This is a genomic window from Streptomyces daghestanicus, from assembly GCF_020521275.1.
Taxonomy (GTDB): domain Bacteria; phylum Actinomycetota; class Actinomycetes; order Streptomycetales; family Streptomycetaceae; genus Streptomyces; species Streptomyces griseoviridis.
This window is the reverse complement of the sequence record NZ_BNDX01000002.1, coordinates 1235722-1249074: the sequence shown is the minus strand read 5'-3', so window position 1 is coordinate 1249074 and position 13353 is coordinate 1235722. Positions and strand designations below refer to the sequence as shown.

Here is a 13353-nt window from a genome sequence, read left to right as displayed (position 1 = left end):
CCGGCCTCTCCTCGCGCCTTCGCCCGGCCCTGGTGCGCCTGTTCCTGGCCCTGGCCGCGGTCCTGTCTCCGCTTCCGTTCCACTGTGTCGCACTCCCCCGTGACGCGCCGTCGGCTGTGTCCGTGCGGGCACAGGATCTCCGCTGGGCGGCCGGTGTACACCCCTTCCCACGGAATCTCCCCGAACCGGGTGACGCGGCGGCGCACGGGTGAGGCGGAGGGGAGGCGCGGGTGGCGTGTGCGCGGCGCGCAGGCGGTGGCGCGCGGTGTGACGGGGCGTGCGAGGATGGGGCGTCGGCGCGCCGGGCGGACGGACGTCCACGTCACCACGGGCGCGCCGGGCGGGTCTCACTGGTGGCGGCGGAAAGGACCGGAGCGTACGTGAGCGAGAATCAGAACCTCCTCGCGGAGCAGCGGCGGGCCCTGATCCTCGACGAGGTCCGGCGCCGGGGCGGTGTCCGGGTCAACGAGCTGACCCGCAAGCTCGGCGTGTCGGACATGACGGTCCGCCGTGATCTGGACGCGCTGGCCCGGCAGGGTGTGCTGGAGAAGGTGCACGGCGGCGCGGTGCCGTTGGTCGAGGCCAGCACCCACGAGCCGGGTTTCGAGGCCAAGTCGGGGCTGGAGCCGACCGCCAAGGAGGAGATCGCGCGGGCCGCCGCGGAGCTGGTCGCGCCGGGCGCGGCGATCGCGCTGTCGGGCGGTACGACGACGTACGCGCTGGCGCACCGGCTGGTCGACGTGCCGGAGCTGACGGTGGTGACCAACTCGGTGCGGGTGGCCGACGTCTTCCACGCGGCGCAGCGCACCTCGGGGGCGCGGCAGGCGACGGTGGTGCTGACCGGCGGGGTGCGCACGCCGTCCGACTCGCTGGTGGGGCCGGTGGCCGACCAGGCGATCGCGGCGCTCCACTTCGACCTGCTGTTCCTCGGTGTGCACGGCATATCGGTGGAGGCCGGGCTGTCGACGCCGAATCTGGCGGAGGCCGAGACCAACCGGCGCCTGGTGCAGTCGGCGCGGCGGGTCGTGGTGGTCGCCGACCACACCAAGTGGGGTGTGGTCGGCCTGAGTTCGTTCGCGGAGCTGGACCGGGTGGACACGCTGGTGACCGACGCCGGGCTGCCCGCTCAGGCCCGCGCGCAGGTCGCGGAGCAGCTGCGGGTGATCGTGGCGGGCGAGCCGGAGCAGGACGGCTGACGAGCCCGCCGGCGCCGGACGGCACGCCCGTGCGGCGCGTACGCGCGGGGACGCGCCCGGCGGGTCAGTCGGGCCAGACGCCCGTGTGCAGCAGGGACTCGATCGCGGCGGTGTACGGCTCGACGCGCAGGCCCTGTTCGGCCAGCCAGGCGTCCGAGTAGTACTTGTCGAGGTACCGGTCGCCCGGGTCGCACAGCAGCGTGACCACGCTGCCCCGGCGGCCCTCGGCCACCATCTCGGCGACGATCTTCAGCGCGCTCCACAGCCCGGTGCCGGTGGATCCGCCCGCCTTGCGGCCGATGACCCGCTCCAGGGCGCGGACGGCGGCCACGCTCGCCGCGTCCGGCACCTTCATCATGCGGTCGATCGCGCCGGGCACGAAGCTCGGTTCCATCCGGGGCCGGCCGATGCCCTCGATGCGGGAGCCGCAGTCGCAGGTGACGTGCTGGTCGCCGGTGGTCCAGCCGTCGAAGAAGCAGGAGTTCTCCGGGTCGGCGACGCAGACCCGGGTGTCGTACTGCATGTAGTGGACGTAGCGGGCGAGGGTCGCGGAGGTGCCGCCGGTGCCGGCCGTGGCGACGATCCAGGCGGGCTCCGGGAAGCGCTCCAGGCGGAGTTGGCGGAAGATGGACTCGGCGATGTTGTTGTTGCCGCGCCAGTCGGTGGCGCGCTCGGCGTAGGTGAACTGGTCCATGTAGTGCCCGTCGGTCCGCGCCGCGAGGCGGGCGGACTCCTCGTACATCTTCCGCGGGTCGTCGACGAAGTGGCACTGTCCGCCGTGGAATTCGATCAGGCGGATCTTCTCGGCGCTGGTCGTGCGGGGCATGACGGCGATGAAGGGCACGCCGATCAGCTTCGCGAAGTACGCCTCGGAGACGGCCGTCGAGCCGCTGGACGCCTCGATGACCGGGCGGCCGGGCCTGATCCAGCCGTTGCACAGGCCGTAGAGGAAGAGGGAACGGGCGAGCCGGTGCTTGAGGCTGCCGGTGGGGTGCGTCGACTCGTCCTTGAGGTAGAGGTCGATGCCCCACGGCTCGGGCAGCGGGAACCGCAGCAGGTGGGTGTCGGCCGAGCGGTTGGCGTCGGCCTGGACCTTGCGGACGGCCTCTTTCAGCCACGCGCGGTACGCCGCGTCGCTGCGGTCGACGTCCAGGGTCGCGCCGGTCCCGGCGGGCTGGGGAGTGCTCACGGCTTGGCTCCTTACGCTGCGCGCCGACGGCGTCCGGCACGGCCTCCTGGGCCGATCATAAGCACGTTCCGGGTACGGCTCTCACCTGCATAAAGGCACCTTGGGGAAGGTCAAAGCCGCCGCTGGGGAACAGGGTGCGCGAGGGCGCGGGGGGGCGCATTCGCGCGAGTGCTCCCCGCGCGCCGGGAAGGGGACCTCGCGCACTGGTGCTCCGTGCCGGGGGCGGGCAGACTGCTCCGGGTGGGACGCGGGTCCCGCCCGGGGGGACACTGGAACACACATGTGCAGGCACCGGCCCACGGGAGTGCGGTCCGGCCCACCGACGCACGAGGGAGCGGCGGCCATGGCGGAACCGGAGTTCACGGCGACGGGGGTGCGGATAGCCAAGTGGCTGCGTTCGCTCACCCGGGCCGGGCAGGTCCGGATCAGCGACGGCCGCCTGCAGCTCCTCACCAGTTACGGCAGTGAGATCGACAGCGCCCCGGTGCGTTCGGTGCGCGCCTCCAGGCCCTGGTTCGCGCCCGAGGACCGCGCCCTGGCCCGGCTGGACGGCAAGCGGTACCTGCTGACGCTCGGCGCGTCGGGTTCCCCGCCCGGTGAGACGGGGGGTGCCGCGGCGCGCCGGTTCGTCGAGGCCGTGCGCCGGGCGGCGGGACGCAGCGGGTGAGATGACCGTAAGTTGCGCTGTCCCACCCCTTGCGCCACGCTGGTCTCACGTCACTCTGGGTTTACCGGCGATTACGCTGCGAACCAGCCCGCCGGTCATGACAGCAGGCGATCGCGTGACGCATCCGTCTGCTGACCCGTCCTCAGTGTTCTTCCGGACCTCTATGTCGGGGAGTCGCAGCCGTGATCAGTCACCCAAGCAGGCACTGCACGGTGGAGCTCCAAGCCCTGCCGTCGCGGATCGGCCAGGTCCGCAGAATCGTATCTGCGCAGTTGCGCTACTGGCATCTCGATCCCCTGATCGACCGGGCGGCGCTCGGTGTGACGGAGTTGCTCACCAACGTCCACCTGCACGCCCGGCACGACAAGACGTGCACCGTGAAGATCGAGCTGCTGCTCGACCGGCTCACGGTCTCGGTGCGCGACCATGATCCGCGGCTGCCCGAGGCGGACGCGGCCGACCCCCTCGCGACCCGCGGGCGCGGTCTCTCCATGGTCGCCGCGATGAGCGAGAGCTGGGGTGCCCGGCCGGACGGCGAGTCCGGCAAGGTCGTCTGGTTCACGCTGCCCGCCCCGCCGTCCCCGGCGCCCGTTCCGGCCGGCTCCGCGCGTCCGCCGCGGCGCCTGGTCGAGGAGGTGACCGCCGAGCCGTTCGCCCACGTCGGGCCGAGCGCTCCCGCCCGGTCGGCCGTTGCCGGCTGACCGGGCGGTGACCTGCCCCTCCCGGGGGTGTGGGGCACCCTTCAAGGGGCCTGCGGGAGCCTCCCGGAGGTGCCGGCCCGCGCGTGTGCGGGTTGACCCTGTGAGGGTTTCGCACGCCCCGGGCGCGGACGCGCGGGAACATGTCCGCCGGGTCGTGGGTCCCGCGCGTCCCGGCAGGGTACGGCGGCGTGGTCAGCCGAGCGCCGTCAGCGGGTCGTCGAGGACCGGTTGCCAGGCCAGTTCGGCCGCGCCGACCAGGCTGTTGTGGTCCAGGGCGCAGGCCAGGACGGGGACGCCGCCGCTCCGGCCCCACAGGCTGCGGTCGGCGACGACCGCGCGCAGCCGGTCCGGGTCGGCGTCCAGCAAGGTTCCGTGCAGGCCGCCGAGGATGATCCGGTCCGGGTTGAGGATGTTCACCAGGCCGGCCAGTCCCAGACCGAGGCGGTCGAGGAGGGTCTCGGTGGCGGTGCGCACGGCCGGGTCGGCGTAGTGGCCGCGGATCAGGTCGATGGACTGCTGGAGCAGGGACTGCTCGGGGCCGGGCGCGCGGCCGGCCGCGGTGAGGAAGGCCAGCGGGTCGGTCTCCACGTCGAGGCAGCCCCGGCTGCCGCAGTGGCAGGGGCGGCCCTCGGGGTTGACGGTGAGGTGGCCGACCTCCAGGGCGAGACCGGAACTGCCCGAGTGCAGACGGCCGTCGAGGACCAGGGCGCCGCCGACGCCCCGGTGCCCGGTGGCGACGCAGAGCAGGTCGCGGGCGCCGCGCCCGGCGCCGTGCCGGTGCTCGGCGAGCGCGGCCAGGTTGACGTCGTTGGCGGCGAAGGCGGGGCCGTCGAGGCCGGCGGCCCGCACCTGCTCGGCGAAGATCTGCCGGACCGGCGCGCCCGCGGGCCAGGCCAGGTGCAGCGGGTTGAGGGCCAGGCCCTCGGGTTCGGCGACGGCGGACGGCACCGCGAGGCCGGCGCCCACACAACGCCGTCCCGTGCGGCGCAGCAGGTCGGCGCCGGCCGCGACGACGGAGCCGAGGACCTTGGCCGGGTCGGCGTCGACGATCTCGCAGCCGGGCGTGGTGGCGACGATCCGCCCGCCGAGTCCGACCAGCGCGGCCCGGTAGCCGTCGGCGTGGACCTGGGCGGCGAGGGCGACGGGGCCGTCCTCGGCGACGGCCAGCCGGTGCGAGGGGCGGCCCTGGGAGCCGGCGGCGGCGCCGGGCCGGGCGTCCACCCGGATCAGGCCGAGCGCCTCCAGTTCGGCGGCGACCGCGCCGGCCGTCGCCCGGGTCACGCCCAGCTCGGCGGTGAGGACGGCCCGGGTGGGGGCGCGTCCGGTGTGCACCAGCTCCAGCGCGGGCCCGAGCGCTCCGCGCCCCCGGTCCAGCCGCGCTCTGTTGGTGGTCCCGTCCCCCGCCCTCCGGGGGTCCGCCTTGCCGCTCATGAAGGCGAGTCTCCCATGATCCGCGCGGGGGCGGCCGGGGCTACCGGCCGCTCACCCGCAGGGTGATGTTCAGCCGCCCGTCGAGTCCCAGTTCCGGCGGCGCGGTGCCGGGGTGGACGCGCGGGACGCCGTGGTGGGCGAGCCGGGCCGGGCCGCCGAACACGAAGAGGTCGCCGCCGCGCAGTTCGACATCGGTGTACGGGCGGCCACGCGTGACGGTGTTGCCGAAGCGGAAGACGCAGGTGTCGCCGAGGCTGAGGGAGACGACCGGCGCGTCCGACCGTTCGTCGGCGTCGCGGTGCATGCCCATCCGGGCGTCGGGGCCGTAGAAGTTGACCAGCGCGATGTCGTACGGCGCCGTGGGCAGCGCCTGCGGGCCCAGCGCGTCGGTCACCGCGCGGCGGGCCAGCACGCCGAGGCGGGGCGGGAAGGGCTTGACCGGGGCACCGTCGCCGTCGACGGCGGTGCGGGAGTAGGCGTACGGGTACTGGTGGGGGCCGGGGCAGTCCGGGTTGTCCCGTACGGGCCGTCGGCAGGCGGGGCAGCGGGGCACCGGGCCCCAGTGCAGGCCCAGGCAGACCTGGCGGGCGGTCATCGCGTGGCCGCCGGGGGTGCGGACCGTGCGCAGCCCCGCGGGCGGACGGGCCCACGCGCGGCAGGCGTCCAGCAGCGTCCGCTGGAGTCCGGCGTCCAGCCAGTCCGGCAGGTGCACGGCGCCGGGCGCGATCTCGCGGCGGCCCCGGGGGAACAGCTCGGCGTCCATGGCCCCCATCCTGCCCGACCGGCCGTGAGCTGCGGCTCCGTTAGCCTTGGACGCACGATGCATGACAGTGGCGACCGTATGAAGAGCGAGTGGGGCGAGCCGGTGCTGGCCCGGTTCCCCGAGGACCCGCGCGACCGGCTCCGTGCCTGGGACGCCTCCGACGAGTACCTCCTCGGCCATCTCGCCGAGCGGCGGCGGGAGCCGGGAGGGGCGCTGTCCGGGACGGTCGTGGTGCTCGGTGACCGCTGGGGCGCGCTGGTGACGGCGCTGCACGCGCACCGGCCGACGCAGATCACGGACTCGTACCTGACCCGGGAGGCGACCCGGGCCAACCTCGCCCGCAACGGTGTGGGACCGGACGCGGTGCGGCTGCTGACCACGCGGGACGCGCCGCCGGAGCGGATCGACGTGCTGCTGGTACGGGTGCCCAAGAGCCTGGCGCTGCTGGAGGACCAGTTGCTGCGGCTGGCGCCGTCGGTGCACGCGGGCACGGTCGTCGTCGGCACCGGGATGGTGAAGGAGATCCACACCTCCACGCTGGAGGTGTTCGAGCGGGTGCTCGGTCCGACCCGGACGTCGCTGGCGCGGAAGAAGGCCCGGCTGATCTTCTGCGTGCCGGACCCCGCGCGGGAGCGGCCCGCCAATCCCTGGCCGCTCGGTTACCGGCTCCCCGACGGCGTCGGTCCCGTGTCGGGGCGGACGGTCGTCAGCCACGCGGGCGTCTTCTGCGCCGACCGGCTGGACATCGGCACCCGGTTCTTCCTGAAGCACCTGCCGGACGCCGGGTCCCGGCGGGTGGTGGACCTCGGCTGCGGCAACGGGATCGTGGGGACGGCGGTCGCGCTCGCCGCCCCGGCCGCGCACGTCCTGTTCACCGACGAGTCCTTCCAGGCGGTGGCCTCGGCGGAGGCGACGTACCGGGCGAGCGGGGCGCGGGCGGCGGCGGAGTTCCGGGTCGGTGACGGACTGGCCGGGGTGCCGGACGGCAGTGTGGACCTGGTGCTCAACAATCCGCCGTTCCACTCCCACCAGGCCACCACCGACGCCACCGCCTGGCGGATGTTCACCGGCGCCCGGCGCGCGCTGCGGCCGGGCGGCGAGCTGTGGGTGGTCGGCAACCGCCACCTCGGCTACCACGTCAAGCTGCGGCGTCTGTTCGGCGCCTGTGAACTGGTCGCGAGCGACCCGAAGTTCGTGGTGCTCAGGGCGACGGCCGGGAGGTGACCGCGCCGCCCAGCACCCCGATCAGCTCCGCGACGGTACGGGACATGGCGTCCCGTCCCTCGGCCAGGTAGCCGCGCGGGTCGACCGCCTCGGGGTGGCGGCCGAGGTAGCGCCGTACCGCCCCGGTCAGGGCGATGTTCAGGGCGGTGCCGACGTTGACCTTGGCGATGCCGCCCGCTACCGCCGCGGCGAGTTCGGCGTCCGGGACGCCGGAGGAGCCGTGCAGGACGAGGGGGACGTCCAGCGCGGCCGACAGCCGTTTGAGGAGGTCGTGGTCGAGGGCGGCGGTCCGGGCCGTCATGGCGTGCGCGCTGCCGACGGCGACGGCGAGGGCGTCCACCCCGGAGTCGGCGACGAAGGCGCGGGCCTCGGCGGGGTCGGTGCGGGCGCCGGGCGCGTGGGCGGCCAGCGGCGGCTGTCCGTCCTTGCCGCCCACCTCGCCCAGCTCCGCCTCGATCCACAGGCCCTGGGCGTGGGCCCAGTCGGCGGCGGCGCGGGTCGCGTCCAGGTTCTCGGTGTACGGCAGCCGGGAGGCGTCGTACATGACGGAGCTGAAGCCGGCGTCCGGGGCCTGCCGCAGCAGGGTGTCGCTCGTGACGTGGTCGAGGTGGAGGGCGGCGGGGACGGCGGCGCGTTCGGCGGCGGCGACGGCGGCGCGGGCCAGCGGCGCGAGCCGGCCCTGGTGGAATCCCACGGCGTTCTCGCTGACCTGGAGGATGACGGGCGCGGCGGCGGACTCGGCGCCGGACAGGACGGCCTCGACGTGCTCCAGGGTGATGACGTTGACGGCGGCGACCGCGGTGCGCGCGGCGGCGGCGCGGGCGACCAGGTCGCCGGTGGTGGCGAGGGGCACGGGTCGGTCCTTTCCCCGGGCGGGCCGGGGTGTCAGGGGGCGAGGATCACCGAGCGGGTGAGGTGGCGCGGCCGGTCCGGGTCGAGGCCCCGGGCGGCGGCCACGGCGACCGCGAGCCGCTGGGCGCGGACCAGTTCGGCGAGCGGGTCGAGGGTGCCCGCCACCCATGTCCCGCCGGTGGCGGCGACCTGTTCGGCCAGACCCTCGGGCGCCTCGCCGAGCATCCAGGTCGCCGTGGTGGCGCCGGTGACGCTGATCGGACCGTGCCGGTACTCCATCGCCGGGTACGCCTCGGTCCAGGACAGGGACGCCTCGCGCATCTTCAGCGCGGCCTCGTTGGCCAGACCGACCGTCCAGCCACGGCCCAGGAAGGTGAACTGGGTGCGGTCGACGAGCCCTTCGGGCAGGTCGGCGGCGAGGGCGGTGCGGGCGTCGGCGACGGACGCCTCGACGGGCAGGCCGAGGTGGGCGCGGAACAGGGTGAGCGCGGTGGTGGCGAACCGGGTCTGCACGACCGAGCGTTCGTCGGCGAAGTCCAGGACGACCAGGTCGTCGGCGGCCGTCGTCACGGGCGTGGCGGGGTCGGCGGTGACCGCGGTGGTGCGGGTACGGCCGCGCAGCCGGCCGAGCAGTTCCAGCACCTCGGTGGTGGTGCCCGAGCGGGTGAGGGCGACGACCCGGTCGTAGGCGCGGGTGTGCGGGAACTCGGAGGCGGCGAAGGCGTCCGTCTCGCCCTGGCCGGTCTCCTCGCGCAGCGCCGCGGCGGCCTGCGCCATGAAGTACGAGGTGCCGCAGCCGACGATCGCCACCCGCTCCCCCGGTTCCGGCAGCGTCCCGCCGGTCCGTCCCGCCGTCTGGGCGGCCCGTGTCCAGCACTCCGGCTGGCTGTTCAGCTCGTCCTCGACGTAGGTCATGGCCATGTCCTCCCCTGCGGCGATGATCCAGTCACCCGATCCCATTGATTGTTCTTGCAAGATATAGCGATCTTTCGAGCACAATCAAGCATTCTGCGGAAGCGGGGGTGCGTTAGGGTCGGCCAGGGACCGAGGAACGGAGGGTGCGCATGTCGCGCGACGCCCGCTGGAAGACGCTGCTGGAGCTGCTCGTGGAACGCGGCCGGCTGGACGTCGAGGAGGCGGCGGCCGAGCTGGAGGTGTCGGCAGCGACGATCCGCCGGGACTTCGACCGGCTCGCCGAGCAGCAGATGCTGGTGCGCACGCGGGGCGGCGCGGTGGTGCACGGGGTGTCGTACGAGCTGCCGCTGCGGTACAAGACGGCGCGGCGGGCCTCGGAGAAGCAGCGCATCGGGCAGGCGGTGGCCGCCCTGGTGGCGCCGGGCGAGGCGGTGGGGCTGACCGGCGGCACCACCACCACGGAGGTGGCGCGGGCGCTGGCGGTGCGCACCGACCTCGCGTCCGGCACGCCCGCCCTCACCGTGGTCACCAACGCGCTGAACATCGCCAACGAGCTGGCCGTACGGCCGCAGTTCAAGATCGTGCTGACCGGCGGGGTGGCGCGGGCCCAGTCCTACGAGCTGATCGGCCCGCTCGCGGACGGGGTGCTGGCCCAGGTCACGATGGACGTGGCGGTGCTGGGCGTGGTGGCGTTCGACGTGACGCACGGGGCGGCGGCGCACGACGAGGCGGAGGCCGCGGTCAACCGGCTGCTGTGCGAGCGCGCCGAGCGGGTGGTGGTGGCCGCCGACTCCAGCAAGCTGGGCCGGCGGGCCTTCGCCCGGATCTGCGCGGCCGAGGCGGTGGACACGCTGGTCACGGACGAGGCGGCCGACCCGGGGACGGTACGCCGGTTCGAGGAGGCCGGGATCGCGGTCGTGACCGTGTGAACCAGGCCGTCGCCGAGCGGGTCAGTGTCCGTGCCCGGCGCCGGGCGCGCCGGTGCGGGACGGCCGCCCGGTCGGCGCGGACCGGGGTTCCGCCGCGCCGGCCCGGACGGTGAACGCCGCGGTGCGGACCTCGCCGCCGTGCCGGAAGTCGAGGAAGAGGCGGTAGGTGCCGCCGCTCGGCGCGGTGGCCGTGAAGGAGACCGCGGGGCCGGGCCCGGCGCCCGCTTCGCCGTTCGGGTGGACGTGCAGGTAGGCGAGGTCTCCGGCGCGCAGGGCGACCAGATGGCCGTAGGCCCCGAGGTGGGGCTGGAGGTCGGTCACCGGCTCGCCGCCCCGGCTGACCTCGAACCGCAGGGCGCTCTCCTTGCCGGGGCGCAGGGCGCCGCTCAGTTGGACCTGGTAGCCGTCGGCCTCGGCGGTGGCGGCGGGGGCCGGCAGGGGGCGGGGGGCGTAGGAGCCGGATGCGGCGAGGTCCGCGCCGAGGGTCAGGTTCCCGGCGCCGTGCCGTGCGGGGGTGAAGTCGGCGAGGACCCGGTAGTCACCGGCCCGGGGCAGGTCGACGGGGGTGCGCCAGGTGCCGTCGGCGTCCCGTACGGGGTGCAGGTGCCGATAGGTGAGCAGGTCGCGTGAGGCGAGGACGAGGTGCAGGTCCTTGCCGTGCTCGCGCCGGTAGGCGGTGACCGGGCGACCGCCGCCGTCCCGGACGGCGAAGCGCAGTTCGGTGCGGTGCCCGGAGGTGACGCGGGGGGTGTCGAGGTCGAGGGTGTAGCCGTCCTCGGAGATCGCCAGGCCGCCGGCCGGGGCGCCCTGGTGCCCTCCGTGCCCGGCCTCACCTTCCCCCGTTCCGCCGTGGGTGCCGCGGTGCGCGGGCGCGCTGTCCTCGACGACCGGGCCGAGGCCGGTGCCGATGCCGTAGGCGGTACCGAAGGTCGCGGCCAGGGCGGCCGTGAACGCGGTGATCCTGAGTGCGGTGTGCATGACGCTTGTCTCCTCGGGCACGGGTCGACGGCACGACCGGATGGCCGTCCACGCAGTTCACCATACCCCTGGGGGGTACCTAGTCAAGCACGGACAACACTTGCTCTCCATACCCCTCGGGGGTATACATGGAGGCTGTCGGACGGCATCTCTCATCCACCAGGAGCGGCATGATCACCCCTACGAGCGGCACCACGGCCGAGGCAGAGCTGGTCATCGGCGGCATGACCTGCGCCTCGTGCGCGGCGCGTGTCGAGAAGAAGCTCAACCGGATGGACGGCGTCACCGCCACGGTGAACTACGCCACCGAGAAGGCCCGGGTCGCCCACTCCGGCGAGGTCTCCGTCGCCGACCTGATCGCGGCCGTCGAGGCGACCGGGTACACCGCCCACGAGCCCGAGCCGGCCGCCCCGGCGGACGGCAGCGGTGACAGCGGCGGCGCGGGCCGGCCGGCCGCCGGTGACGACGACGGGCTGCGCCCGCTGCGGCAGCGGCTGGTGACCGCCGTGGCGCTGGCCGTGCCGGTCGTCGTGCTCGCCATGGTCCCGGCCCTCCAGTTCACGTACTGGCAGTGGCTCTCCCTCACCCTGGCGGCGCCCGTGGTGACGTACGCCGCCTGGCCGTTCCACCGGGCGGCGCTCACCAACGCGCGGCACGGCGCGGCCACCATGGACACACTGGTCTCGGTGGGTGTCTCGGCGGCGTTCCTGTGGTCGCTGTGGGCACTGTTCCTCGGGAGTGCGGGCACGCCGGGCATGACCCACCCCTTCGAGCTGACGATCGCCCGCCAGGACGGCGCCGGGAACATCTATCTGGAGGCCGCCGCCGGGGTGACCGCGTTCCTGCTGGCCGGGCGGTACTTCGAGGCGCGGGCGAAGCGGACGGCGGGCGCGGCCCTGCGGGCATTGCTGGAGCTCGGCGCGAAGGACGTGACCGTGCTGCGCGACGGCCGGGAGGAACGGATACCGGCCGCCGAGCTGAGCACCGGCGACCGCTTCCTGGTGCGGCCCGGCGAGAAGATCGCCACCGACGGCACGGTGGTCGAGGGCACCTCCGCGGTGGACGCGTCGATGCTGACCGGCGAGTCCGTGCCGGTGGAGGTGGCCGTCGGGGACGCGGTCACCGGCGCCACGGTCAACGCCGGCGGCCGGCTGGTGGTCGAGGCCACCCGGGTCGGCGCCGACACCCAACTGGCCGCAATGGCCCGGCTGGTGGAGGACGCCCAGAACGGGAAGGCGTCGGCGCAGCGGCTCGCCGACCGGATCTCCGGAGTGTTCGTGCCGGTCGTGATCGGTCTCGCGCTGGCCACCCTCGGCTTCTGGCTGGGCAACGGCGCCGGGCTGACCGCCGCGTTCACCGCCGCCGTCGCCGTCCTGATCATCGCCTGCCCGTGCGCGCTGGGCCTGGCCACGCCGACCGCCCTGCTGGTCGGCACCGGACGCGGCGCCCAGCTCGGCATCCTCATCAAGGGACCCGAGGTCCTGGAGTCCACCCGCCGCGTCGACACCGTCGTCCTCGACAAGACCGGCACCGTCACCACCGGCCGGATGACCCTGCGCACCGTGTACGCCGCCGAGGGCACCGACGAGGAACAGCTGCTGCGTCTCGCGGGCGCCGTCGAGCACGCCTCCGAACACCCGGTCGCCCGCGCCGTCGCGGCCGGCGCCGCGGAACGGACCGGCCCGCTGCCCCCCGCCGAGCACTTCGAGAACGTACCCGGACGCGGCGCACGCGCCCGCGTGGAGGGCCACCAGGTGGCCGTGGGACGCCTCTACGACGATCTGCCGGCCCCCGTGGCACAGGCGGTACGGGACGCCGAGCAGGCCGGCCTCACCGCCGTCGTCGCCGGCTGGGACGGAGCGGCACGGGGCGTCCTCGCGGTGGCCGACACGGTCAAGGAGACCAGCGCCGAGGCAGTGGCCGCGCTGCGCCGCCTCGGGCTGCGGCCGGTGCTGCTCACCGGCGACAACCGGCCGGTCGCGGAGTCCGTCGCCCGGAACGTCGGCATCCCCGCCGAGGACGTCGTCGCCGGGGTGCTCCCCGAGGGCAAGGTGGCCGAGATCGAGCGCTTGCGCGCCGAGGGCCGTACGGTCGCGATGGTCGGCGACGGGGTCAACGACGCCGCCGCGCTCGCCACCGCCGACCTGGGCCTGGCGATGGGCACCGGCACGGACGCGGCGATCGAGGCGAGCGATCTGACGCTGGTCCGGGGCGACCTGCGGGTGGCCGCCGACGCCATCCGGCTGGCCCGCCGCACGCTGGGCACCATCCGCTCGAACCTGTTCTGGGCGTTCGCCTACAACGTGGCCGCGCTGCCGCTCGCCGCCGCCGGACTGCTCAACCCGATGATCGCCGGGGCAGCGATGGCCTTCTCCTCCGTCTTCGTCGTCGGCAACTCGCTCCGGCTGCGCTCCTTCCGCCCGGCCGGGTGACCTGGTTCCGCCTCAGCGGCCGTCCGGACGACGGGAGTCGACCATGGCTCCATTCCCCGGACGGCGCCCGGCGGCT

The 13353-nt window shown here is 74.8% G+C and carries 12 protein-coding genes; 6 read left to right on the top strand and 6 right to left on the bottom strand.

Features of this window, described 5'->3' with window-relative positions:
• The first annotated feature begins 380 nt into the window (after positions 1–380).
• On the top strand, positions 381–1196 hold the full coding sequence (locus Sdagh_RS05460; RefSeq protein ID WP_190078557.1) for a DeoR/GlpR family DNA-binding transcription regulator: 816 nt from the start codon (positions 381–383) through the stop codon (positions 1194–1196).
• A gap of 64 nt (positions 1197–1260) precedes the next feature.
• Here the strand turns inward: Sdagh_RS05460 and cds1 are convergent, their stop codons facing one another.
• Positions 1261–2385 (bottom strand): L-cysteine desulfhydrase Cds1, encoded by a 1125-nt coding sequence (gene cds1 / locus Sdagh_RS05455; protein WP_189424976.1) that lies wholly within the window; start codon positions 2383–2385, stop codon positions 1261–1263.
• A 343-nt stretch (positions 2386–2728) separates the two neighbouring features.
• Here cds1 and Sdagh_RS05450 point away from each other — a divergent pair, with 343 nt between their 5' ends.
• Both Sdagh_RS05450 and Sdagh_RS05445 read left to right on the top strand, forming a co-directional pair.
• Positions 2729–3052: a hypothetical protein gene (locus Sdagh_RS05450; RefSeq protein WP_189424978.1), complete on the top strand. Its 324-nt coding sequence runs from the start codon at positions 2729–2731 to the stop codon at positions 3050–3052.
• A 182-nt stretch (positions 3053–3234) separates the two neighbouring features.
• Complete coding sequence (locus Sdagh_RS05445; protein WP_189424980.1) at positions 3235–3753, top strand: ATP-binding protein; 519 nt, start codon at positions 3235–3237, stop codon at positions 3751–3753.
• Positions 3754–3945: 192 nt separating this feature from the next.
• Here the strand turns inward: Sdagh_RS05445 and Sdagh_RS05440 are convergent, their stop codons facing one another.
• Positions 3946–5184: an ROK family protein gene (locus tag Sdagh_RS05440; RefSeq protein ID WP_189424982.1), complete on the bottom strand. Its 1239-nt coding sequence runs from the start codon at positions 5182–5184 to the stop codon at positions 3946–3948.
• Positions 5185–5224: 40 nt separating this feature from the next.
• Positions 5225–5947: an alpha-ketoglutarate-dependent dioxygenase AlkB family protein gene (locus Sdagh_RS05435; RefSeq protein WP_190078556.1), complete on the bottom strand. Its 723-nt coding sequence runs from the start codon at positions 5945–5947 to the stop codon at positions 5225–5227.
• Positions 5948–6025: 78 nt separating this feature from the next.
• Between Sdagh_RS05435 and Sdagh_RS05430 the strand changes: the two genes are divergently transcribed.
• Positions 6026–7171 carry a methyltransferase gene (locus tag Sdagh_RS05430; RefSeq protein WP_189424987.1) on the top strand — a complete coding sequence of 382 codons (1146 nt, stop codon included), beginning with the start codon at positions 6026–6028 and terminating at the stop codon, positions 7169–7171.
• Here the strand turns inward: Sdagh_RS05430 and Sdagh_RS05425 are convergent.
• Both Sdagh_RS05425 and Sdagh_RS05420 read right to left on the bottom strand, forming a co-directional pair.
• Positions 7149–8024 carry a class II fructose-bisphosphate aldolase gene (locus tag Sdagh_RS05425; RefSeq protein WP_190012225.1) on the bottom strand — a complete coding sequence of 292 codons (876 nt, stop codon included), beginning with the start codon at positions 8022–8024 and terminating at the stop codon, positions 7149–7151. The genes Sdagh_RS05430 and Sdagh_RS05425 overlap by 23 nt on opposite strands.
• Before the next feature lie 32 nt (positions 8025–8056).
• Positions 8057–8938 carry an SIS domain-containing protein gene (locus Sdagh_RS05420; RefSeq protein WP_189425002.1) on the bottom strand — a complete coding sequence of 294 codons (882 nt, stop codon included), beginning with the start codon at positions 8936–8938 and terminating at the stop codon, positions 8057–8059.
• Between the two features lie 149 nt (positions 8939–9087).
• Here Sdagh_RS05420 and Sdagh_RS05415 point away from each other — a divergent pair, with 149 nt between their 5' ends.
• Positions 9088–9867, top strand: a complete 780-nt coding sequence (locus Sdagh_RS05415; protein ID WP_190012226.1) for a DeoR/GlpR family DNA-binding transcription regulator — start codon at positions 9088–9090, stop codon at positions 9865–9867.
• Positions 9868–9888: 21 nt separating this feature from the next.
• Here the strand turns inward: Sdagh_RS05415 and Sdagh_RS05410 are convergent, their stop codons facing one another.
• On the bottom strand, positions 9889–10845 hold the full coding sequence (locus tag Sdagh_RS05410; protein WP_190012227.1) for a DUF8832 domain-containing protein: 957 nt from the start codon (positions 10843–10845) through the stop codon (positions 9889–9891).
• Positions 10846–11015: 170 nt separating this feature from the next.
• Here Sdagh_RS05410 and Sdagh_RS05405 point away from each other — a divergent pair, with 170 nt between their 5' ends.
• Entirely contained in the window at positions 11016–13277 is a 2262-nt protein-coding gene (locus Sdagh_RS05405; protein ID WP_226534601.1) for a heavy metal translocating P-type ATPase, read from the top strand.
• Positions 13278–13353: the final 76 nt, after the last annotated feature.